Here is a 24,122-nt window from a genome sequence, read left to right as displayed (position 1 = left end):
AAAAAAAACAATAAACTAAAACTTTTTTAGTTTCTATTTGCGACAGCATTCTTTTGCAAATTCTTTACAGAACTTACTTTACTGTTTACGTAAGCCACTTGAGAAAGATTACTTTCATTATAGAATGTCCAATTTCCAGTTTTCATACCTTCATTATATTCTCCTTCTACAGTTTTATTTCCTCTTTCATCATAAGATACCCAAACACCGTCCAATTTTCCATCCTTAAAGAAGCCTTCCTGTTGTATCCTTCCATTGTCATAATAATAAGTAGCTTTTACTTTATTGCCAACAACTTCCAATTCAGGCTTACCTTCTTGTGCTGTTAAAATTCCAGAGAACAACACAGCCGCTAAAATCACACACTTTTTCATATCTTTAGGTATTAAATGTTATCAAATCGTTATCAAATATAGTTAAATGTTTACATTAAAAAAACTTTTGCTTAACAATTTGGTAACATTGAATGAAAACTTAACATTGGAAAATGTGTAAAAATGAAAAAACCAGCGCTGAAGCACTGGTTTTACTGGTATTTTATGAAATTTCGTTCTTTACGATAACGATGTAAATTTCGTAAATATTTTAGTTCAATAAGCTATTTAATTGAATTTCAAGCTTCGGATCTGATGGTCTTGATGCATCTGCATTTACAACATTTCCTTTTGGATCAATTAAAATAAATCTCGGAATTCCGGTTACACCATATTTAGTAACAAATTCAGATTCCCAATCTTTGTCTGCAAAAAGCTGTATACCACCAAGATTTTTATCGGTTACAAATTTTTTCCATTTCTCGTTATCTTTCAATTTATCAATAGAAATACTGACAAATTCAATGTTTTTTCCATGATACTTTTCTTCCATCTTTTGCAAATACGGAATTTCAGCTCTACAAGGCGCACACCAAGTAGCCCAAAGATCAATGTAAACATATTTACCTTTTAAATCTGCTAATTTTGTTTTACCTCCTTTGTGGTTTTCATAGTCAAATTCTGGAGAAGGTTTTCCTGCTAATTTATTTGCTTTTGAAGCTCTTTCATATTCCTCCGAAGCATATTGATGAAAACTTTCAAAACTTTGTTTTAAGGCGGTTTTAAATTCAGGATCAAAATCACCTTTCTCAAGAGCTTCGGTATCTTTTTTCAATTTTTCGTCAAGTGCAGCAACAAATCCATCTTGTTCCAGCTTAAATTCAGCTTCTTGAAACTTTTCGTCTTTTAAAGCTTGTTGTGCAAGAAAGTTACTTTCATTTACACCTTTACCTTTATATATAATAGTCTCATCAAATTGTTTGGCATTCATCGTTAAATTTATTTCGGAATTCGGTTTCAAATATATATTTGAAGATTCTGTTCCATCAGAGAATACATAAAATCCTTTTGGGGTGTCAAAAGAAGCCGCAAAAACTCCTTTTTTGTCAATCGGAATTATTTGTTTAAAACCGTTTCTTCCTTGTATTACTAATGTATCGCTGTTTCGATTTTCGATTTTAGCTGTAAACTTTATTTGACTTTTGCTTTGTCCAAGTACATTCAAAGCATTTATAATTACTAAACCCGCAACAAAAAGTTTTCTCATAGGTATTTAATTTAGTTTTTAGTGAATCAAAACTAAAGAATTTAAAGCTTCCAAATTTCAGAATTAACAAAATATTTAAAATAATAAACATCAAGTTTATCACTTTACTATATTATCTTGAATTTTGTATTTACTTTTGCAGTCTAAAATTTTGATTATGTATAGAAGTCATAATTGTGGCGAATTAAACGCTTCAAATATTAATACCGAAGTTACACTTGCGGGCTGGGTTCAAAAATCACGTGATAAAGGATTTATGAATTGGGTCGATTTACGCGACCGTTATGGAATTACACAACTTATTTTCGACGAAAGTCGTACTGATAAAAACGTTTTTGAATTGGCAAAAACACTTGGACGTGAATTTGTAATTCAGGTAAAAGGAACTGTAATTGAGCGTGAGGCTAAAAACAAAAATATCCCAACAGGTGAAATCGAAATTTTAGTTTCTGAATTGACTATCCTAAATGCTGCTCTTACTCCTCCATTTACAATTGAAGATGAAACAGATGGTGGTGAAGACATCAGAATGAAATATCGCTACTTGGATATCAGAAGAAATCCGGTAAAAAACAGTTTGTTATTCCGTCACAAAGTGGCAATGGAAGTTCGTAAATATTTATCTGATTTAGATTTCTGCGAAGTTGAAACTCCTTATTTAATTAAATCTACTCCAGAAGGAGCGAGAGATTTCGTTGTACCAAGCCGTATGAACGAAGGACAGTTTTATGCGTTGCCACAATCTCCACAGACTTTCAAACAATTATTGATGGTGGGTGGAATGGATAAATATTTTCAAATCGTAAAATGTTTCCGTGACGAAGATTTACGTGCCGACCGTCAACCTGAGTTTACACAGATTGACTGCGAAATGGCTTTTGTTGAGCAAGAAGATATTTTGAATGTTTTTGAAGGATTGACAAGACATTTATTAAAAGAAATAAAAGGCATCGAAGTAGATAAATTCCCAAGAATTACCTACGATTATGCTATGAAAACATACGGAAATGACAAACCGGACATTCGTTTCGGAATGGAGTTTGGTGAATTAAACCAATTCGCACAGCATAAAGATTTCCCCGTATTCAATACTGCCGAATTAGTAGTTGGTATTGCGGTTCCAGGCGCAGGAAATTATACTCGTAAAGAAATCGATGCATTAATTGACTGGGTAAAACGTCCTCAAGTTGGAGCTTCTGGAATGGTGTATGTGAAATGCAACGAAGACGGAACTTTTAAATCTTCTGTAGATAAATTCTACGATCAGGAAGATTTAACAAATTGGGCAAAAACGACAGGTGCAAAACCTGGAGATATGATTTTTGTACTTTCTGGTCCAGCAAACAAAACACGCACGCAGTTATCTGCACTTAGAATGGAATTAGCAACTCGTTTAGGATTACGTAATCCCGAAGTATTTGCTCCATTATGGGTTGTAGATTTCCCACTATTAGAATTGGATGAAGAAAGCGGCCGTTACCACGCAATGCACCATCCTTTTACTTCTCCAAAGCCAGAAGATTTAGCTTTGTTAGAAACAGAACCAGGAAAAGTTCGTGCAAATGCTTATGATATGGTATTAAACGGAAACGAAATTGGCGGTGGATCTATTCGTATTCACGATAAAGCGACACAACAATTAATGTTCAAATATTTAGGATTTAGCGAAGAAGAAGCAAAAGCACAATTCGGATTCTTGATGGATGCTTTTCAATTTGGAGCACCACCACACGGAGGATTGGCTTTTGGTCTTGACAGATTAGTAGCAATTTTAGGAGGTCAGGAAACGATTAGAGATTTTATTGCCTTCCCAAAAAATAATTCTGGACGCGATGTAATGATCGATGCACCTGCTGCAATTGATGATGCTCAATTAAAAGAACTACATATTAAAGTTGATTTAGTTTAAAAAACATATTTCATAAATAATGAAAATGCTGCAGCCTTAAATCGCTGCAGCATTTTTTTTGAAATTATTTTAGTTTCTATTTTTTGTCAAAATAATCGATGAAAAGCAAAAAAAATCGACAAAATGAAGAAAATATATCGTAAAAAAGTTCTTACTTTTTGAAGTATTATTAATGATTCTCATTTAAACCTACACAGTTTCAATATAGACACAATATATACACTAAAAACTCTGTAAATCAATAATTTTTACAAAAAATTAACACCTCTATGTCTTTTGTATGAATTTTAATCTTACATTTGTTTTATTATAAATTATTATTACAATTACAATGCGTACAGGTACAGTAAAATTTTTCAATGAATCTAAAGGTTATGGATTCATTACAGACGAAGAAACAGGAAAAGATATCTTCGTTCACGCTTCAGGAATTAACGCGGAAGAATTACGCGAAGGTGACCGTGTAAGCTATGAAGAAGAAGAAGGAAGAAAAGGGAAAGTTGCTGCAAAAGTAGCGGTGATCTAAGAAAAATATAGCAATTTATTTTTTTTGCCTGAATGGTCTAAGAAAAACGTTTCGATTAATTTCGAGACGTTTTTTTTTGGACATTTCTTAAAAAAATATTAAAAAAACTCTTTGTTATTTATAATCAATAAAAATTACATATAAACGCGGTTTCAAGCACTACTTATCTCCCCCTTTAGCTTGTGTTTTACAGAGTTGAAAGTTATCTTTGTGGCTCATTTTTTAAGTATAAAATCGAAGTTTATGCAATCTGATCAATACAGTTACATCCCTATTTTAATGCAGCTTATTCTGGCTGTTGGTTTTGTGGTAGGAACAATCATTATTTCTGGAAAATTAGGTCCAAGAAGAACCTCTGAAGTTAAAGATAAAAACTTCGAATGTGGTATCGAATCTGTTGGTAATGCCCGTATTCCTTTCTCAGTAAAATATTTCCTAGTTGCAATTTTGTTCGTATTGTTCGACGTAGAGGTAATTTTCCTTTATCCTTGGGCAATAAACTTCAAAGATTTAGGAGTTGAAGGAATGTTAAAAATGATTGTTTTCATGGCTTTGCTTTTAGTTGGTTTCTTTTACATCATCAAAAAGAAAGCTTTAGAGTGGGAATAATTTAGAGATTTTAGATTTTAGATTGCTGATTTTAGATTTAAGAATGATTTAGAATTAAAGATTTAGAGTTTAATTCCTCAAATAAAAAATTTGATTTAAAAAATTGATTTTACTTTTTACGATTTCAAACAAATCTAAAATCTAAAATCAGAAATCTAAAATAAAATGAGCGATTCAAAAGTAAATATGGTTGCACCGCCAGAAGGAGTTGTTGGTGAAGGTTTCTTCGCAACAAAACTTAATGATGTTGTTGGTTTAGCAAGAGCCAACTCATTATGGCCGCTTCCTTTCGCGACTTCATGCTGTGGTATCGAATTCATGGCAACAATGGCATCTCACTACGATTTAGCACGATTTGGTTCGGAGCGTGTGAGTTTCTCTCCACGTCAGGCAGATATGTTATTGGTAATGGGAACTATTTCAAAAAAAATGGCGCCTATTTTGAGACAAGTTTACGAGCAAATGTCTGAGCCTCGCTGGGTAATTGCAGTTGGAGCTTGTGCTTCTTCAGGAGGAGTTTTTGACACGTATTCTGTTCTTCAGGGAATTGACAAAGTAATCCCAGTAGATGTTTACGTTCCAGGATGCCCGCCAAGACCAGAACAAATTGTAGACGGTGTTATGAGACTTCAAGAGTTGGTAAAAAGCGAATCTGTGAGAAGAAGAAGCTCTCCAGAATACCAAGAATTATTAGCTTCCTATAATATCTCATAAAATGGCTTTAGAAAATACCCAAATTCAAGATAAACTGATAGAGACATTCAATAATGATGTTTTTAACTTTCAGCAGGAAAGAGATATTTTTACTTTAGAAGCTTCAGCAGACACTATTAAACCGCTGATCCTTTTCCTTAAAAATGATCCTGAATTACGTTTTCATTTCTTAACTGATTTATGCGGTATTCATTATCCAGATAATGAAACAGAGCGTCAGTTTGCAGTTGTATATCATTTACACAATTGGTACGAAAACAAAAGAGTAAGAATCAAAGTTTTCTTAAACGGAGAAAAACCAGAAATTAAATCTATTTCAAACATATTCTTGAGTTCAAATTGGATGGAAAGAGAAACCTACGATTTCTACGGGATTGACTTTATCGGACATCCTCAATTGAAACGTATTTTAAATATGGATGAAATGCAGTCTTTCCCTATGCGAAAAGAGTTTCCTTTGGAAGACAGCGGAAGAACAGATAAAGATGATAGATTCTTCGGAAGAACACCATCAAATTGCTAAAAAATAATTCAACATTATAGAATGTCAGAACTATTATTACCACCAGAGCATCGTTATGCTAAAATAATTAAGGAACGTTTAAATGAAGACGGAAGTGAACTTTCTGTACTGAATTTAGGTCCTACACACCCTGCAACACACGGTATCTTTCAAAACATCCTTTTGATGGACGGTGAGCGAATTCTTGAGGCTGAACCAACTATTGGTTACATCCACAGAGCATTCGAAAAAATTGCCGAAAATCGTCCTTTTTATCAAATTACACCTCTAACAGACCGTATGAACTATTGTTCATCTCCCATCAATAATATGGGATGGTGGATGACATTAGAAAAATTATTAGGTATTGAAGTTCCAAAAAGAGTAGAATATTTAAGAGTTATCGTAATGGAGCTTGCTCGTATTACAGACCACTTAATCTGTAACTCTATTTTAGGTGTAGATACTGGTGCGTATACTGGTTTCTTGTACGTATTTCAATTTAGAGAAAAAGTATACGAGATCTACGAAGAAATTTGTGGTGCTCGTTTAACAACCAATATGGGAAGAATCGGAGGATTTGAAAGAGACTGGTCGCCAGAAGCTTTCAAAAAAATTGAAACTTTCCTTGAAGAATTTCCAGTTGCTTGGAAAGAATTCGAAAACTTATTCGAAAGAAACAGAATTTTCCTTGATAGAACTGTAAACGTTGGTGCTATAACTGCTGAACAAGCAATGGCTTATGGATTTACAGGTCCAAACTTGCGTGCTGCCGGAGTTGACTATGACGTTCGTGTGGCTCAGCCTTACTCATCTTACGAAGATTTCGATTTTATAGTTCCTGTTGGAAAATCAGGTGATACTTACGATCGTTTCTGTGTTCGTAATGCTGAAGTTTGGGAAAGTTTAAGCATTATTCGTCAGGCTTTGGACAAAATGCCGGCCGGAAACGAATACCATGCTGAAGTTCCAGATTATTACCTTCCTCCAAAAGAAGACGTATATAATAATATGGAATCATTAATCTATCACTTTAAGATTGTAATGGGAGAAGTTCCTGTACCAGTTGCAGAAATTTATCATCCTGTTGAAGGAGGAAACGGAGAATTAGGATTCTATTTAGTTACTGACGGAAGCAGAACTCCATATAGATTACATTTCAGAAGACCTTGCTTTATTTACTATCAAGCATATCCAGACATGATTAAAGGCGCTTTACTGTCTGATGCAATTGTAATTTTATCAAGTTTAAATGTTATCGCAGGAGAACTAGACGCATAAATTGTAGATTTTAGATCTTAGATTTTAGATTGCTGATTGAGAGCGCAGATTTTAGAATTTAGATTTAAAAATTATAATTAAGAATTGAAAAATTCAGATTGAAGAATCTAAAACTTAAAAAATGATTGAAGAATCATAGATTATAGACAAAGATTAAAAAAATCTAAAATCTACAATCAGAAATCTAAAATTAAAAATGGAACGTAAACATTACAAACAAGAAATAAATATGACGGAAGCATTGATGGCTCGCATCAATGAATTGATTAGTCATTATCCTGAAGGAAAACAAAAATCGGCTTTACTGCCTGTTTTGCATGAAGTTCAGGATGCACATAACAACTGGTTAAGTATCGAATTGCAGGATAAAGTTGCTGAAATTCTTCAGATTAAACCAATCGAAGTTTATGAAGTGGTGACTTTTTATACTATGTACAACCAAAAACCAATTGGAAAATACATGTTCGAGTTTTGCCAGACATCTTGTTGTTGTTTAAGAGGTGCCGAAGATTTAATGGATTACACTTCTGAAAAATTAGGCATTAAAATGGGCGAAACAACTCCAGACGGAATGTTTACCATTGCTGGTGTAGAATGTTTAGGTGCTTGCGGATACGCTCCGATGATGCAGTTGGGAGATTTCTACAAAGAAAAATTGACAGAAGAGAAAATCGATCAGATCATTGCTGATTGTAGAGATGATAAAATAATATTACACGATAAATAAGATGTCACAAAAAATATTATTAGATAAAATCAATATTCCTGGAATTAAAACCTACGAAGTTTATCGCCAAAATGGTGGTTATGCTTCTGTAGAAAAAGCTTTAAAAACCCTTACCCCAGACGAAGTTACTGAAGAAGTAAAAACATCAGGTCTTCGCGGACGTGGTGGTGCAGGTTTCCCTGCTGGAATGAAATGGAGTTTTATCGATAAAAAATCAGGAAAACCAAGACACTTAGTGTGTAATGCCGATGAGTCTGAACCGGGAACTTTCAAAGATCGTTATTTGATGGAATTTATTCCTCACTTATTGATCGAAGGAATGATTACTTCGAGCTACGCTCTAGGCGCAAACCTTTCATATATCTACATTCGTGGAGAATATATGTGGGTTTTCAAAATATTAGAAAGAGCAATCGCCGAAGCTAAAGCTGCCGGTTGGTTAGGAAAAAATATATTAGGAACAGGTTATGATTTGGAACTTCACGTACACTGTGGAGCTGGAGCATATATCTGTGGAGAAGAAACTGCATTAATCGAATCTTTGGAAGGTAAAAGAGGAAATCCTCGTATTAAACCACCTTTCCCAGCAGTTTCTGGTCTTTGGGCAAACCCAACAGTAGTAAACAATGTGGAAACTATTGCAACGGTGCCTTGGATCATCAACAATTCTGGTGAAGATTATGCAAAAATTGGAATTGGGCGTTCTACAGGAACTAAATTAATTTCTGCTTCTGGACACATCAAAAACCCTGGAGTTTACGAAATTGAACTAGGTTTAAGTGTTGACGAATTCATGAATTCTGATGAATATTTAGGAGGAATGTCATCTAGCCGTCCATTAAAAGCATTTGTACCGGGAGGCTCTTCTGTGCCAATTTTACCAGCTGAATTGATTTTCAAAACAGCAAACGGAGAAGATCGTTTAATGACTTACGAATCTTTAAGTGATGGTGGTTTTGCTACTGGATCTATGTTAGGTTCTGGAGGATTTATCGTTTACAACGACACTGCTTGTGTAGTAAGAAACACTTGGAATTTTGCTCGTTTCTACCACCACGAATCTTGCGGACAATGTACTCCATGTCGTGAAGGAACAGGTTGGTTAGAGAAAATCTTATGGAGAATCGAAAACGGTCAAGGTCGTGAAGAAGATATCGAATTATTGTGGAGCATTCAAAGTAAAATTGAAGGAAACACAATCTGTCCACTTGGTGACGCCGCTTCTTGGCCAGTAGCTGCTGCGATTCGTCACTTTAGAGATGAATTTGAATATCACGTTCGTTTCCCAGAAAAAATTAAAAATAGAGATCACTTTGTAGCTGAGCCTTTTTCTCAGGTAAAACATTTAGTTGGCGGTAAAGTAATCGTATAAAAACATATAGCAGAAAGTTATAAAGTTAAAAATATTAAAAGGACAGCAAATCTTTTGAATATTCCGACTTTCAACAAAAAAGTTTAAAATAGTTTCAAGTTTCAAGTTATTCTAGTTTCACGTTCAACAACCTGAAACTTTAAACGTGAAACTAAAAAAACAAAATAGAGAGATGAAAGTAACCATAGACGGTCAAAGTATAGACGTAGAACCAGGAACAACGATCCTGCAGGCTGCACGTATGATTGGAGGAGATCTTGTTCCACCAGCCATGTGCTATTACTCAAAATTAAAAGGCAGCGGCGGTAAATGTCGTTGTTGTTTAGTTGAAGTTTCTAAAGGTAGTGAAGCTGACCCGAGACCAATGCCGAAATTAATGGCATCTTGTGTAACAGGATGTATGGACGGTATGGAAGTAAACAGTAAATCGTCTGCAAGAGTAACTGAGGCTCGTAAATCTGTAACAGAATTTTTATTAATCAATCACCCATTAGACTGTCCTATTTGTGATCAGGCTGGTGAATGTGACTTACAGAATTTAAGTTTCGAGCACGGAAATCCGAAATCACGTTACATTGAAGAAAAAAGAACATTTGAGCCAGAAGATATTGGTCCAAATATTCAACTGCATATGAACCGTTGTATTCTTTGTCAAAGATGTGTACAAGTTGCAGATCAATTAACAGACAACAGAGTTCACGGAGTATTAGATCGTGGAGATCACGCTAATATTTCAACTTGTATTTCTAAAGCTATTACAAATGAGTTCTCTGGAAACATGATTGATGTTTGTCCAGTTGGAGCTTTAACAGATAAAACGTTCCGTTTCAAATCAAGAGTTTGGTTCAATAAACCTTACAACGCACACAGAGAATGTACTACTCCAGGATGCTGCGGTAAAACAACTGTTTGGATGTTTGGTGGTGAAATTCAGCGTGTAACTGGTCGTAAAGACGAGTACCATGAAGTTGAAGAATTTATCTGCAACAGCTGCCGTTTTGATCATAAAGATGTTAAGGATTGGGTTATTGAAGGACCGAGAGAATTTGAAAAAGATTCTGTAATCAACCAAAATAATTACACTCAAAAATTAGAGAAAGTTGAAATCGATACTGAGAAGAACATTCTTTTAGGTAGAGATATTGACCGTAAAAAGATTAGTATGGCATCAATTCCATTAACTACAAACGATAAAAAATAAGAAATGGAAAGTGCATTTATTATAGAAAAGAGTGTTGTTATTGTTGTCGTTTTTGCGATAACTATGATTATGGCAATGTATTCTACTTGGGCAGAACGTAAAGTTGCTGCTTTCCTTCAGGATCGTGTTGGTCCGAACCGTGCGGGATGGGGAGGTTTATTACAACCACTTGCCGATGGTATGAAATTGTTCTCGAAAGAAGAGTTTTTCCCAAACACGCCAAATAGATTTTTATTCGTAGTTGGTCCTGCAATTGCAATGAGTACAGCCTTAATGACAAGTGCTGTAATTCCATGGGGAGACAGATTACACCTTTTTGGAAAAGATATTATTCTTCAGGCAACAGATGTAAATATTGCATTATTATATATTTTCGGAGTACTTTCTGTTGGAGTTTACGGCATCATGATTGGTGGATGGGCTTCTAACAATAAATTCTCTTTGATGGGAGCAATTCGTGCGGCTTCTCAAATGGTTTCTTATGAAGTTGCCATGGGATTATCAATGATTGCATTATTGATGATGACTGGAACAATGAGTTTAAAAGAAATTTCATTGCAGCAACAAGGTATGAATTGGAATGTATTCTATCAGCCATTATCATTTTTAATTTTCTTAATCTGTTCATTTGCTGAAACTAACAGAACTCCTTTCGATTTAGCAGAATGTGAAAGTGAATTAATTGGAGGATACCATACAGAATATTCTTCTATGAAAATGGGTTTCTACTTATTTGCTGAATACGCAAGTATGTTTATCTCTGCAACTATTATTTCTGTTTTATTCTTCGGTGGTTATAACTATCCAGGAATGCAATGGATGGTAGAAAATGTTGGTATTAATGCTGCTAACCTTTTAGGAATTGGTGTATTATTTGTAAAAATATGTTTCTTCATATTCTTCTACATGTGGGTACGTTGGACGATTCCAAGATTTAGATATGACCAATTAATGCACTTAGGCTGGAGAATTTTAATTCCGCTTTCTATCATTAATATCATGATTACTGGAGCTGTTATTTTAAGACACGATATCGCAGCTGCGTTAGGATTCTAAGAACCGTAAAGCCCTAGCCCCGATAGAAGCGGCATCCTTTTATTTTTTTCTTTAAAAAATAAAAGATACAGCGGATAGCGGGATTAGCTTCAAATAAAAACAAAATAGATTTTGAATTTGATTGATCTCAAATTGTAAATCATAAAACTATAATAGTAAAAATGTCAATAGAAACTATATCATTATCGGGTAGAAAAAAAGTGGTGTCAAACAAGGACATGACTTTTTTGGAACGATTGTATCTTGTGGCAATTGTAAAAGGTTTATTAATTACCATTAAACACTTTTTTAGAAAAAAGGCTACAATTCATTACCCAGAGCAAGTACGTGAAAGAAGTGCTGTTTATCGTGGCCAGCACATGTTGAAACGTGATGAACAAGGTCGTGAAAATTGTACAGCATGCGGATTATGTGCATTATCTTGTCCTGCAGAAGCGATCACAATGAAAGCTGCTGAACGTAAAGCGGATGAAAAACACTTATACAGAGAAGAGAAATATGCTGAAATCTATGAAATCAACATGCTTCGTTGTATTTTCTGTGGTCTTTGTGAAGAGGCATGTCCAAAAGATGCAATTTACTTAACAGAGTCTAAAGTTTTAGTTCCTGCAAGTTACGAAAGAGAAGATTTCATTTTTGGGAAAGATAAATTAGTAATGCCGTTAGAAATGGCTTTGAAAAATGCTCAACTTAAAAACGCTAACTAAATGATACATATTCCTGATTTTGCACACGCAACAACTGTTCAAGTTATCTTTTGCTTTTTAGCGTTTATTACTGTTATTACTGCATTCTTGACTATTTTTAGCAGAAACCCGATTCATAGTGCTATTTATTTAGTTATCTGTTTCTTCTCTATTGCTGGTCATTATTTATTATTAAATTCTCAGTTTTTAGCTGTTGTACATATTATAGTCTACTCGGGAGCGATTATGATTCTCTTCCTGTTTACGATAATGTTGATGAATTTAAATGAACAACGAGAAGTGCACCGCCCTAGAATTACACGTCTTGGTGCCATTGTTTCTTTTTGTTTGATCGTGATTGTTTTAATTACAATTTTCATCAACTCTAAACCAATTGTTGGCGGATATGATTCTACTGGTGAAGATTTCCAATCTATTCAGGTTTTAGGTAAAATATTATTGAACGAATACATGGTTCCGTTTGAATTTGCATCGGTCTTACTTTTGGTTGCAATGATTGGAACGGTTCTATTGTCTAAAAAAGAAAAATTAAATAAATAATGGGTAATATATTAAATCAAATAGGTATTGAAAATTACATCTTTTTGAGTGTTGTACTTTTCTGTATTGGTATTTTTGGTGTATTGTACAGACGAAATGCAATTATCGTTTTCATGTCTATCGAAATTATGTTGAATGCGGTAAACCTTTTATTTGTTGCTTTTTCAACTTATCATCAAGATGCGCAAGGACAAGTTTTTGTGTTCTTCTCGATGGCAGTTGCTGCAGCAGAGGTTGCGGTAGGATTGGCCATTTTAGTTTCTATTTTTAGAAATTTAGGCTCAATTAGTATCGATAGTTTAAAAAATTTAAAAGGATAATTAGAAATGGATACCAATTTAGCTTTAATTTTAGTTTTAACTCCTTTACTGGGTTTTCTGGTAAATGTCTTTTTTGGAAAAAGCTTAGGAAAAACAGTTTCTGGTGCAATCGGAACTGTTGCTGTGGCAATTTCTTTTGTTGTTTCAATTTTACTTTTTAATCAAATTACTTCTACAGGAAAAGGAATTCAGGTTACTTTATTTGACTGGATTCAAATCAGTAATTTAAAAATCAATCTTGGATTTTTATTAGATCAATTATCTGTTCTTTGGTTACTTTTTGTAACTGGAATCGGATCTTTGATTCACTTATACTCTATCAGTTACATGCATGACGATGAGAATATGCATAAGTTTTTTTCGTATTTGAATCTATTCGTTTTCTTTATGATTACGCTTGTAATTGGAAGCAACTTATTAGTTCTTTTCATCGGCTGGGAAGGTGTTGGACTTTGTTCTTACCTTTTAATTGGATTCTGGCATAAAAACCAAGATTACAATGATGCTGCGAAAAAAGCTTTTATCATGAACAGAATTGGAGATTTAGGTCTTTTGATCGGAATGTTCATTATCGGTTCAATGTTCTCAACATTAGATTATGCCACTTTACAAACTGCAGTTTCTGAAAGTTCTCCATTACTTTCTTTAGCCGCTTTATGTTTATTTATTGGTGCTTGTGGTAAATCTGCACAAATTCCGTTGTACACTTGGTTACCAGACGCTATGGCTGGACCAACTCCAGTTTCTGCATTGATTCACGCGGCAACAATGGTTACCGCAGGTATCTTCATGGTAACGAGATTAAACTTTGTTTTTGATTTAGCTCACGATGTTCAATTTGTAATCGCTATTATTGGAGGTATAACTTCATTAGTTGCTGCAACGATTGGATTGGTTCAAAACGACATCAAAAAAGTATTGGCTTATTCTACAGTTTCACAATTAGGTTTAATGTTCTTAGCATTAGGTTTTGGAGCTTACGAAGTAGCTGTTTTCCACGTAATCACACACGCTTTCTTTAAAGCTTGTTTATTCTTGGGTTCAGGATCAGTAATTCACGGATTACACGGAGAACAAGATATGCGTAATATGGGTGGATTGCGTAAAGCAATGCCAATTACGTTCTGGACAATGTTGATTTCTTCATTAGCAATTTCTGGAGTTCCATTCTTCTCAGGATTCTTTTCTAAAGATGAAATTTTAATGACAGCTTTCCACCACAATATTCCATTATATGTTGTTGGATCTATTGCTTCAATCATGACAGCTTTCTATATGTTCCGTTTAATGTTCTTGACTTTCTTCAAAGAATTTAGAGGAACAGAAGAGCAAAAACATCATTTACACGAAAGTGGTTCATTAATCACTATTCCGCTTATCATCTTAGCTATTTTGGCAACTTTCGGAGGATTAATTAGTTTACCGGGAAACAGCTGGTTAAACGAATACCTTGCTCCTCTTTTTACAAAGGCAGCTGGCGAAGAACATCATTTAGGACCAACAGAATACACTTTAATGGGTGTTGCGGTTGTTGGAGGATTATTAGGAATCTTGATTGCTTACATTAAATACTTTAAGCAGGATAATGTTCCAGAATCTGATGATAACATTGTTGGAGTAAGCAGACTTCTATATGACAAATATTATGTAGATGAAATCTACGAGGCAATTTTTGTAAAACCAATTAATGCTTTGTCTAAATTCTTTAGAGATTATATCGAAACTGGTTTATCTGCTCTTGTTTTTGGATTGGGTAAAGCTGCGAATGAAATTGCTTTTCAAGGAAAGAGATTACAATCGGGAAGTATCGGATTATATCTATTTGTTTTCGTTTTAGGAATGTGTGCCATTATTTCCTATATATTTTTAGCTCAATAATATTATAACTATGAACGTTTCTACTATATTAATTATACTCTTAATTGGTGCCTTTGCCACTTATTTTTCTGGTGACAAACTAGCTTCAAAAGTTGCTTTGCTTTTCAGCTTAGCTGCTTTAGGATGTTCAATTGTATTATTGAATAATTATAATGCCGGCGAAAATATCAGCGTAATCAACAGCTGGATTACACAGCCTAAAATTTCTTTTGCTTTAAACGCTGACGGATTAGGTTTGGCAATGGTTTTACTTACTGCTGCTCTTACTCCTATTATTATATTTTCTTCTTTTGGAAATGAATACAGAAATTCAAAAGCTTTCTACGGATTAATTCTTTTCATGGCATTTGCTATGACAGGAACTTTCTTAGCTTCTGATGGACTTTTATACTATATTTTCTGGGAGCTAGCACTTATTCCAATCTACTTTATTGCTTTGATCTGGGGTAATGGTGATGCTGAAGAACGCAGAAAAGCAGTGGTTAAATTCTTTATTTACACGCTTGCTGGTTCATTATTTATGTTAACTGCTTTTATCTATTTATCTCAAAAAGCAAACGGAAGTTTCTTAATCGAAGATTTATATAAAGTACAATTATCTGCTTGCGAGCAATTCTGGATTTTCTTGGCTTTCTTCTTAGCGTATGCTATTAAAATTCCAATTATTCCTTTCCATACTTGGCAGGCAAATGTCTACCAAAAAGCACCAACTGTTGGAACAATGCTTTTATCTGGTATCATGCTAAAAATGGGACTTTATAGTGTTATCAGATGGCAGTTGCCAATTGCACCGCTTGCCGCTAAAGAATACATGTACATCTTTATCGCTTTAGGAATTGCTGGTGTAATCTACGGCTCTATCGTAGCTTTAAGACAAAATGATTTGAAAAAATTATTAGCTTATTCTTCTCTTGCGCACGTTGGTTTAATTGCAGCTGGATCTTACACCTTAACTCTTGACGGTTTAAGAGGTGCCGTTTTACAAATGATCGCACACGGTTTTGTAGTTGTTGGATTATTCTTTGCTGCTGAAGTTATTTTCAGAAGATTTGAAACAAGAGAAATTGCAGAATTAGGCGGTATTCGTACTCAGTCTCCAAAATTTACTTCAATGTTTTTAATCTTAGTTTTGGCTTCTGTTGCTTTACCAAGTACATTTAACTTTGTTGGAGAATTTACAGTATTATACAGTTTATCTCAAATCAATATATGGTTTGCTATTTTAGGAGGAACAACAATTATTTTAGGAGCTTACTATATGTTGAGAATGTTCCAACACGTAATGCTGGGTGAAACAAATTCAAAAACTTTTGCAGATGTTTCTCTTAACGAAGGAATTTCTTTTGCAGTAATTATCGCTGTTTTATTGTTCTTCGGATTTTATCCAAAACCAATTACAGATTTGATTACTCCAAGCTTGGAAACGATTTTACAAGTTATCAATAAGAATTAATTTTAAACAAAAATAAATTAGGATTCGTTTTACTGAAATTCCTAACTCAAAAAGACAAAAATGAATACATTAATAGCTATAACAGGATTGGGTATTTTCTGCCTATTGTTTGAAATTCTTAATTTAAGAAAAGCCATCATTCCTTTTACCATTTTAGGTTTATTAGGAGTATTGGCAATTAATTTCTGCGAATTCGGAATGGAACAAAGTTATTACAACAACATGATTACGGTAAGTAAGTTCTCTACCGCTTTTTCATCTTTGTTCATCATTTTGACTATTTTCCTAGTAGCGTTAAGTCATAATTTTTATCATAAACACCCAACTAAAATCTCAGATTTTGTTGCGATTAAAGTTTTCTTACTTGCCGGTGCAGTTGCTATGGTTTCTTTTGGAAACTTAGCTATGTTCTTTTTAGGAATTGAAATCCTTTCAATCGCTTTATATGTTTTGGCAGCAAGTGATCGTTTGAATATTAAAAGCAACGAAGCGGGTATGAAATATTTCTTGATGGGATCTTTCGCTTCTGGAATTATCTTATTCGGAATTTGTTTGATTTACGGTGCAATGGGAAGTTTTGATGTTCTTGAAATCAGCGAAAGCTCATTATCAGCAGAATTACCAATCTGGTTTCCTATCGGAATGATTTTAATGATTGTTGGAATGTTGTTTAAAATTGCTGCAGTTCCTTTCCACTTCTGGGCTCCAGATGTTTACGAAGGTTCTCCTGCTTTAACAACTGCTTTAATGAGTACTTTGGCAAAAGTGGTTGCTATCGCGACTTTATTTAAATTGGTTTCTGGTTTAAATTTAATTTCTTCTTTAGAAAATCAAGATCTTTTACACACATTTGAAGTTATTGTAGTTGTTCTTTCAATTGCTTCTATGTCTGTCGGAAATATTATGGCATTGAGACAAGTAAACGTAAAACGTATGCTGGCATTCTCAGGAATCTCTCATGCAGGTTTCATGTTAATGACTTTATTAACGGTTTCTGCTTCTGCTGGCGTTTTATTGTACTATACTGCTGCTTATGCTTTGGCTGGTATTGCTTCTTTCAGCGTTATCTTATATGTATGCAGAGATCACGATAATGAAGATATTACAAACTTTCACGGTTTAGGAAAAACGAATCCGCTATTGGCAGCTATTTTAACAGCTTCATTATTATCTATGGCTGGTATTCCTATCTTCTCTGGATTCTTTGCTAAGTTATTCTTATTCAATCAAACTATTCAAGCAGGATATATCGGGCTAGTAATTGTTGCTGTAATTAACTCTATTATTAGTGTTGGTTACTATTTCAAACTAATTCTTGCAATGTATTCTAAAGAACCAAATCAAGAAAGAACAGGAAAACCATTTCTTATTTATGCTGCTGCAGTTGTTTCAATTGCATTAAATATTGCTCTTGGTTTATTTCCTTCATTAGTTTTAGATCTTTTGAAATAAAAACGTTTCAATAACAATATTAAAAATCCATCAAATTCACTTTTGATGGATTTTTTATTTTAAAGATATTTTTCAAAGAGAAATTCATGTTAAAAATTTCTCTCTAGCAATTCCACTTCAAAAAAACTCCATATATTTGGGTTTAATTAAACGTATTAAACTATGAACTTTAATTCTAAAAATCCATTTTTAAGCGATAAGCGTTTTTCATCAAATGCAGTTTCTAAAGCGGAAGCAAACGGATCGCAGATTATTGATTACAATCAGGAAATGACTTTGTCTGGCACTATAAATAAAACAGCGATTTTGTTTTTAATTCTTTGTGCTGGTGCAATGGTTACTTGGTGGATGGCTTTTAACGGAATGAATCCGATTATTCCTTCTATCGGAGGAGCAATTGTTGGTTTTATTTTGGTATTGGTTGCTGCTTTCAAACCTCATCTTTCTCCATACTTAGCGCCCGGTTATGCCCTATTTGAAGGTTTATTTATAGGAGGAATTTCTGCTATTTTTGAATTAAAATTCCCAGGAATTGTACTAAATGCTGTTGGAGCCACTTTGGTAACCTTTTTAGTATGTCTTGGCTTATATAAATTCGGGATTGTTAAAGTTACAGAGCAATTTAAATCTATTGTAATTGCTGCGACATTAGCGATTGCTACTTATTATCTAATTTCTTGGCTGGCTTCATTAATCTTTCATTACACACCAGTTCATTACGGAAACGGATTTATGAGTATTGGTATAAGTGTTTTTGTGATTATTGTTGCTGCTTTAAATTTATTCCTAGATTTTGATCAAATCGAAAGAGGTGTTCAAGAAAGAATGCCAAAATTTATGGAATGGTTTGGTGCTATGGGATTAATGATTACTCTGGTTTGGTTATACATAGAGTTTTTAAGACTTCTATCTAAACTTGCAAGTAAAGACTAATATTTTTTTACAACATATCCGAAAGCCCTTTTGAGTAAAATCAAAAGGGCTTTTTTTATTTCTATTCATTCTTTTTTGTTTAATTCTCCTTCAACAAAAAAAGAAATTGCCTCTTTAAAAACATAAAAACAAATTATTTCTTACAAAATAAATTATGTAACTTTTTTGTAATCAAATTTTTTAAAACTTCTCCATTAATTGCTATCAATTTTTAAAGAATTCATAAAGATCAGTATTTGTAAGATGTTTTCGAAAAACCAATAATATGTAATTAATTACAATCAATGCAATAAATTACATTTTTATCATAATAACCATGATTAATTATTATGATAATCTTTTTTTAGCCTAAAAAATTATATTATTAATAATTAATAAATACATTTGTGTAATCGATTACAATTAAACCACTTGTGTCGACAGCAAAACCACTTGCTTATTTATTAACTATCTTAAACCAAACAATTATGAAAAAAAACCTACTTTTAGTAGCTGTCTTTCTCATGACGGCTCAATTATGGGCACAAACAATCAACGAAGCTTCTGGATGGCTTGAAACTGCATTTGTAAAATGGCAACCCGTAAGCGGTGCACAGACCTACAATGTTTATTACACAGGAAATGGATTTACTGACAAAAAAATTGACGACCAGCTTATTAGAAGTTATGGTTCTTATTTACGTGCTGATATTCCTGGTCTAAAAGCAGGGACTTATACTGTCAAAGTAAAACCAGTAATTTCTGGGGTTGAAGGAAACGGTACTACAACAGGAAGTTTAACTGTTACGGCACATGACAGAAACGGATTTGCTTTTGAAGGCGGTCGTGTTCCCGGTGGTTACAAAGTTGATGGAACTGCAAAAGACAACGCTGTAATTCTTTACATTACACAAAACACCAAGAATACCATTTCTATGAATATTACTGGTGCTAGTTCTAACCCGTGCATCGGATTACAGAATATTTTGTATGCAATTAAGAAAGGAAAAGACACTCGTCCGTTTATTATTCGTTTAATTGGAAATATTACAGACATGACCGTTATGGAAGGCGGTGATGTTGTAATAGAAAACAACAATAATGCATCGAGCTATGTTACATTTGAAGGAATTGGTAATGATGCCGTAGCTAACGGTTGGGGAGTTCGTCTTAAATCGGCTTCGAATATTGAAGTGAGTAATCTTGGTTTTATGAACTGCAATAGTACCGCTGGGGACAACGTAGGAATGCAGCAAGACAATGACCACGTTTGGGTGCATAATTGCGATTTATTTTATGGAAATGCAGGAAGCGATGCGGACCAAATAAAAGGCGATGGAGCACTAGACAATAAAACTTCGACTTATATTACCATGTCGTACAATCACTTTTGGGATAACGGAAAAGCAAGTCTTTTAGGTCTAAGCGAAGGAACAACTTCTGGACTATACGTGACGTATCATCACAACTGGTTTGATCATTCTGATTCACGTCATCCAAGAGTTCGTTATTATTCTGCTCACATTTATAATAATTATTTTGATGGTGTTTCGAAATATGGTTCGGGTTCAACTTTGGGTTCTTCGCTATTTGTTGAAGGAAATTATTTTAGAAACAGTAAACATCCGATGTTAACTTCTCTTCAAGGAACGGATATTTGGGACGAAGCCAATCAAGTTAATAATGCTGGAACAATGGGGACTTTTTCTGGTGAAGCTGGAGGAAGTATCAAAGCTTTCAACAATACTTTTGACGCATCAAACGGAACAAATAATATGCGCTTTGTAGCCTATAATGATCCTAACCCTTTATATAATATTTCAGGGAAAATCAGCTCAACAACAGATTTTGATGCTTATGTTGCTGCAACAAGAGGCGAAGTTGTAAGCAGTTCTGTAAAATCTAAATCTGGTGCCAATACCTACAACAACTTTGATACAGACGCAGCTTTATATGTGAAAAATTTAGTTGTAGAAACTCCGGCAACGTCTAAAACCAAAACAACTCAATACGCAGGACGCGTTTCGGGAGGAGATTTAAAATGGACATTTAACAATGCAACCGATGATACTTCTTCTTTAGTAATAACGGCTCTAAAATCTGCTCTTACCAATTACACAGGAACTTTAGTTGCTGTACAAGGCGAAGGAAACCCGCCAGCTGGAACTCAGACTTTAACTTCAACCACAAACAATAATCAAACGGTTGTAAGCGGCACTGCAATTGCTTCAATCGTATTTACTTGGGGTGGTGATGCTACCGATGCAACGGTGACAGGACTTCCCGCTTCTGGATTAAGTTTTGTTAAAAATACAACGGCAAAAACGATTACTATTACAGGAACGCCAACAGCTACAGTTTCCTATTCTATCGCCACAACTGGAACTAGCGGTTCGCCTGCAACGGGATCTGGAACCATAACTGTTACGCCTGCAGGAACTCAAACTTTAACATCTAATGGGAACAATAGCCAAACCATTTCTTCTGGAACTGCGATTGCTTCTATAGTATTTACTTGGGGCGGTAACGCAACTGATGCAACGGTGACAGGACTTCCTGCTTCTGGATTAAGTTTTGTTAAAAATGCAACAGCAAAAACAATTACAATTACAGGAACTCCAACAGCAAATGTGTCATACTCTGTGACTACTTCTGGAACAGCTGGAACACCCGCAACTGCTTCAGGAACTATAACTGTTACAACAGGTTCTGGAGGCGGAAGCGAACTTCATAATTTTACAACTTCTGGAAAAACAAGTTCATTTTATTCTATAACTGGAAACATGAATTCGACACCAGGTTCTGTAACTTACAACGGACTAACTTTAACGGAGCGCTTAAAAATTGAGTCTAGCACTACTATCAACTATACGACAACAAGTGCCTCAACATTGATATTGGTTTTTGATGCCAGTTTTACAGGAACTATCAAAGTCGATAATGTCTCTTATACCGCTTCTGCTGGAATTGTTACTGCATCAATCGCAGCCGGTTCGCATTCAATTACAAAAGGATCTGTTGCAAACTTATTCTACATTAGCACTGTTTACAGCGGTACTTTAAAAACTGCTAACGTAACAGAATCAATAACTGTCGAAGAAAGTTCAAAAATTATATTGTACCCAAATCCTGTTTCGAGTACTTTATATTTAGCCGATTCAAATCAGAAAGTTGAAAAAGTTTTGATCTATAATATCGTTGGGAATTTAGTAATCAGCTCAGAAAAGAATGCTGAAAGCATTGATATGAGCAGTTTAGTTCCTGGAACATATTTGGCCAAAATTCACACTTCAAATGGATCATTTAACCAAACTCTTATAAAAAAGTAAACCTAACTAAACGTAAAAGGCTTCCTAATTTGGAAGCCTTTTTATTATTTATATTTTTTCCTATTTCTAAATTCCTGCTTTTCGCTCATTTTACCAAACTCTCTAAAACAGTATTTGATACTTTCGAGATTAAAAATCACAAACAATAACATACCGGTAAAAATCGTAATCCAGCTGTAAATCATTTTTACACCCGATATCTCCGAATCTGAAGTATAAAAAACAATCGTAGGTAATATGGCAATGATTAGAGTTAATCCTAAACAAAGCAATAATGGATTGATTATAAAACTAATGATCGAAGCTAAACCTGCTTTTCTAAGTAGTATTGCCAAAATTAACAACCCAACAATGCTAAAAATAATAACTGCAAAACCGTACATTAAAATTTGGTCGCGCATCCCGTTAATGGCTTCTTCGTATCCAAAAAAAGTATTAAAATTGAACCCCATCGTATTTTTTTTGTTCTGGTGTAACATCAAATAAAGCTTGTGGTTTGTAACCTGCCAATTTTGCTAAAATGAAATTCGGAAATTCCTCTATTCCCACATTATACAAGTTTACACTGTCATTAAAAAACTCTCTTCTGTCGGCAATTTTATCTTCCATTTGAGAAACTCTTTTTTGAAGTTCTAAAAAATTGGAATTAGACGAAAGTGCTGGATAATTCTCTGAAACAGCAAACAAATTCTTCATTGCTTTTGAAAATTCATTCGCGTTTTCAATTTTATCGGCAACACTTTGAGAATTCAAAAAATCGGTTCTTAGTTTGGTTAAGCTTGTCAAAATTGATGTTTCATGTTCCATAAATTTAGATGCAATTTTTACTAATTCAGGAACTTCATCAGCTCGCTGCATCAAAATCACATCAATGTTTCGAAACGCTTTTTCATAATTATTTTTAAGCATTACCAGCTTGTTATAAATTCTAATGAAAAAATTTAAAAATATAATCAGTAATAATACTCCAGCAATTAATACAATATTTTGAATGCTCATGTTTTTTAGTTTAAAATGATATAAATAAGTAGAAGTGAAATAAAGAATAAGGTAATCAAAAATGAATCTAATAAAGGCTTGAATTTATTTCTAAAGGAAATACTTCGCGGTTCAGCGATACCGAAAACTGTGTCAGAATTTCCTTTTTGAATAATCGTGCTGCCGTTATCAGAACCGGCATATCCAATTAAAAACATGTAATCATTATGTTTTAGATACGTTTCGCTATATCTTGTTTTTCCTCCAGCTTGATTATCAATTCTATCAAAAAAATACTCCAGTCCTTCTCCATCAACTACAACAGAACCTGTTTCGTCTTTAATTTTAAATTTACCTGTTTTAACTTCACTAAAAATGGTGCTGTAAGTAGTTCTTCCATCATCGTCTGGCTTACTTTCTTTTTCAATTTTATAAGAATATCCGATACATGGTTTATTAAAATAAGGTGAAATGATCGGTTCAATTTCTTCTAAATCGCCTTCAACCTCAACTAATCCCATTGCTGCTGCGCCTATTTTTGAAGTAGGAAGGATTGCCTGTGTTCTGAAAAATCTACTTTTACTATTCGGAAAAAATATGTTTTTTATGATGATAAAACCAGGAATTATCAAAAACAAAAGTTTTAAATTTTCGCTTACCGCCAAATAATAAAAAGTTCCTCCAAGTGAAACCAAGATAAGTAAACCCAGTATTTTTTGACCAAATGTTGTCTTCGGAATATTATGTTTCCTGTTGAATTTTTCTGTTTCTATTTTTTCTTCTTTACTGCTTTTAATACCCGAATAAATCATACCGATTATCGCGAATACAAAAACTGAAACAAATAAAAGAAGTACAACAGCAAGTGGATAATGATCGTCAATTAAATAACTTACACCAACAAAAAGCGGGCAAAAAACAAAGAAAAGCCAACCAGGAAATTTAAAATTAAAAAGTCCCGAAAAGATTATTGTGTGAAACAATGCAATTCCGCAGCTAAAAAGCATCAGAAAAACTACCTGCGCTTCATCGGCTTTATTTTGAGTCAAAAAATCAAAAAGATCATTCATACAAT

Annotated in this window: 23 protein-coding genes; 18 read left to right on the top strand and 5 right to left on the bottom strand. The window is 34.0% G+C overall.

Annotation, left to right across the window (positions count from 1 at the left end):
* Positions 1-26 precede the first annotated feature (26 nt).
* A complete protein-coding gene (locus tag ACFSC2_RS11900; protein WP_379815222.1) occupies positions 27-374 on the bottom strand; it encodes a toxin-antitoxin system YwqK family antitoxin in 348 nt (115 codons plus the stop codon).
* 211 nt (positions 375-585) lie between these two features.
* Positions 586-1,581 (bottom strand): TlpA family protein disulfide reductase, encoded by a 996-nt coding sequence (locus tag ACFSC2_RS11895; protein WP_379815223.1) that lies wholly within the window; start codon positions 1,579-1,581, stop codon positions 586-588.
* Positions 1,582-1,738: 157 nt separating this feature from the next.
* Between ACFSC2_RS11895 and aspS the strand changes: the two genes are divergently transcribed.
* The 18 genes from aspS to ACFSC2_RS11805 all read left to right on the top strand — a co-directional run bounded on the left by aspS (position 1,739) and on the right by ACFSC2_RS11805 (position 22,069).
* Positions 1,739-3,490 carry an aspartate--tRNA ligase gene (gene aspS, locus ACFSC2_RS11890; protein WP_379815224.1) on the top strand — a complete coding sequence of 584 codons (1,752 nt, stop codon included), beginning with the start codon at positions 1,739-1,741 and terminating at the stop codon, positions 3,488-3,490.
* Between the two features lie 331 nt (positions 3,491-3,821).
* Complete coding sequence (locus tag ACFSC2_RS11885; RefSeq protein WP_007137066.1) at positions 3,822-4,016, top strand: cold-shock protein; 195 nt, start codon at positions 3,822-3,824, stop codon at positions 4,014-4,016.
* A gap of 243 nt (positions 4,017-4,259) precedes the next feature.
* The gene (locus ACFSC2_RS11880; RefSeq protein ID WP_379815225.1) at positions 4,260-4,625 is read left to right on the top strand and encodes an NADH-quinone oxidoreductase subunit A; all 366 of its coding nucleotides are present in this window, start codon (positions 4,260-4,262) and stop codon (positions 4,623-4,625) included.
* 165 nt (positions 4,626-4,790) lie between these two features.
* Entirely contained in the window at positions 4,791-5,339 is a 549-nt protein-coding gene (locus tag ACFSC2_RS11875; RefSeq protein WP_008466114.1) for an NADH-quinone oxidoreductase subunit B, read from the top strand.
* Position 5,340: 1 nt separating this feature from the next.
* Positions 5,341-5,862 (top strand): NADH-quinone oxidoreductase subunit C, encoded by a 522-nt coding sequence (locus ACFSC2_RS11870; RefSeq protein WP_379815226.1) that lies wholly within the window; start codon positions 5,341-5,343, stop codon positions 5,860-5,862.
* Between the two features lie 21 nt (positions 5,863-5,883).
* Complete coding sequence (locus ACFSC2_RS11865) at positions 5,884-7,122, top strand: NADH-quinone oxidoreductase subunit D (protein WP_379815227.1); 1,239 nt, start codon at positions 5,884-5,886, stop codon at positions 7,120-7,122.
* A 196-nt stretch (positions 7,123-7,318) separates the two neighbouring features.
* The gene (locus tag ACFSC2_RS11860; RefSeq protein ID WP_379815228.1) at positions 7,319-7,849 is read left to right on the top strand and encodes a complex I 24 kDa subunit family protein; all 531 of its coding nucleotides are present in this window, start codon (positions 7,319-7,321) and stop codon (positions 7,847-7,849) included.
* Position 7,850: 1 nt separating this feature from the next.
* Positions 7,851-9,221: an NADH-quinone oxidoreductase subunit NuoF gene (gene nuoF / locus ACFSC2_RS11855; RefSeq protein WP_379815229.1), complete on the top strand. Its 1,371-nt coding sequence runs from the start codon at positions 7,851-7,853 to the stop codon at positions 9,219-9,221.
* 172 nt (positions 9,222-9,393) lie between these two features.
* Positions 9,394-10,422 carry an NADH-quinone oxidoreductase subunit G gene (locus ACFSC2_RS11850; protein WP_193846084.1) on the top strand — a complete coding sequence of 343 codons (1,029 nt, stop codon included), beginning with the start codon at positions 9,394-9,396 and terminating at the stop codon, positions 10,420-10,422.
* Positions 10,423-10,425: 3 nt separating this feature from the next.
* A complete protein-coding gene (gene nuoH / locus ACFSC2_RS11845) occupies positions 10,426-11,478 on the top strand; it encodes an NADH-quinone oxidoreductase subunit NuoH (RefSeq protein ID WP_379815230.1) in 1,053 nt (350 codons plus the stop codon).
* A gap of 161 nt (positions 11,479-11,639) precedes the next feature.
* On the top strand, positions 11,640-12,185 hold the full coding sequence (locus ACFSC2_RS11840; RefSeq protein WP_379815231.1) for a NuoI/complex I 23 kDa subunit family protein: 546 nt from the start codon (positions 11,640-11,642) through the stop codon (positions 12,183-12,185).
* Complete coding sequence (locus tag ACFSC2_RS11835; RefSeq protein WP_379815232.1) at positions 12,186-12,725, top strand: NADH-quinone oxidoreductase subunit J family protein; 540 nt, start codon at positions 12,186-12,188, stop codon at positions 12,723-12,725.
* The gene (nuoK, locus tag ACFSC2_RS11830; RefSeq protein ID WP_193846080.1) at positions 12,725-13,045 is read left to right on the top strand and encodes an NADH-quinone oxidoreductase subunit NuoK; all 321 of its coding nucleotides are present in this window, start codon (positions 12,725-12,727) and stop codon (positions 13,043-13,045) included. The genes ACFSC2_RS11835 and nuoK overlap by 1 nt, the downstream gene beginning before the upstream one ends.
* A gap of 6 nt (positions 13,046-13,051) precedes the next feature.
* On the top strand, positions 13,052-14,923 hold the full coding sequence (gene nuoL / locus ACFSC2_RS11825) for an NADH-quinone oxidoreductase subunit L (RefSeq protein ID WP_379815233.1): 1,872 nt from the start codon (positions 13,052-13,054) through the stop codon (positions 14,921-14,923).
* 10 nt (positions 14,924-14,933) lie between these two features.
* Entirely contained in the window at positions 14,934-16,376 is a 1,443-nt protein-coding gene (locus ACFSC2_RS11820) for a complex I subunit 4 family protein (protein ID WP_379815234.1), read from the top strand.
* Between the two features lie 60 nt (positions 16,377-16,436).
* A complete protein-coding gene (locus ACFSC2_RS11815) occupies positions 16,437-17,828 on the top strand; it encodes an NADH-quinone oxidoreductase subunit N (RefSeq protein WP_379815235.1) in 1,392 nt (463 codons plus the stop codon).
* A gap of 162 nt (positions 17,829-17,990) precedes the next feature.
* Positions 17,991-18,761 (top strand): Bax inhibitor-1/YccA family protein, encoded by a 771-nt coding sequence (locus tag ACFSC2_RS11810; protein ID WP_379815236.1) that lies wholly within the window; start codon positions 17,991-17,993, stop codon positions 18,759-18,761.
* Between the two features lie 467 nt (positions 18,762-19,228).
* On the top strand, positions 19,229-22,069 hold the full coding sequence (locus tag ACFSC2_RS11805; RefSeq protein WP_379815237.1) for a pectate lyase family protein: 2,841 nt from the start codon (positions 19,229-19,231) through the stop codon (positions 22,067-22,069).
* A 44-nt stretch (positions 22,070-22,113) separates the two neighbouring features.
* Here the strand turns inward: ACFSC2_RS11805 and ACFSC2_RS11800 are convergent, their stop codons facing one another.
* The 3 genes from ACFSC2_RS11800 to ACFSC2_RS11790 are packed head-to-tail and all read right to left on the bottom strand — an operon-like array spanning position 22,114 to position 24,117.
* Positions 22,114-22,521, bottom strand: a complete 408-nt coding sequence (locus ACFSC2_RS11800; protein ID WP_379815238.1) for a hypothetical protein — start codon at positions 22,519-22,521, stop codon at positions 22,114-22,116.
* Positions 22,505-23,068 carry a LemA family protein gene (locus tag ACFSC2_RS11795; RefSeq protein WP_379815239.1) on the bottom strand — a complete coding sequence of 188 codons (564 nt, stop codon included), beginning with the start codon at positions 23,066-23,068 and terminating at the stop codon, positions 22,505-22,507. Before ACFSC2_RS11795 ends, ACFSC2_RS11800 begins: the two co-directional genes overlap by 17 nt.
* 5 nt (positions 23,069-23,073) lie before the next feature.
* Positions 23,074-24,117 (bottom strand): hypothetical protein, encoded by a 1,044-nt coding sequence (locus ACFSC2_RS11790; protein ID WP_379815240.1) that lies wholly within the window; start codon positions 24,115-24,117, stop codon positions 23,074-23,076.
* Positions 24,118-24,122 lie beyond the last annotated feature (5 nt).

The organism is Flavobacterium artemisiae, from assembly GCF_042678225.1.
Taxonomy (GTDB): Bacteria; Bacteroidota; Bacteroidia; order Flavobacteriales; family Flavobacteriaceae; genus Flavobacterium; species Flavobacterium artemisiae.
The sequence above is the reverse complement of the archived record's forward strand: the minus strand, read 5'-3'. Positions and strand labels throughout refer to the sequence as shown.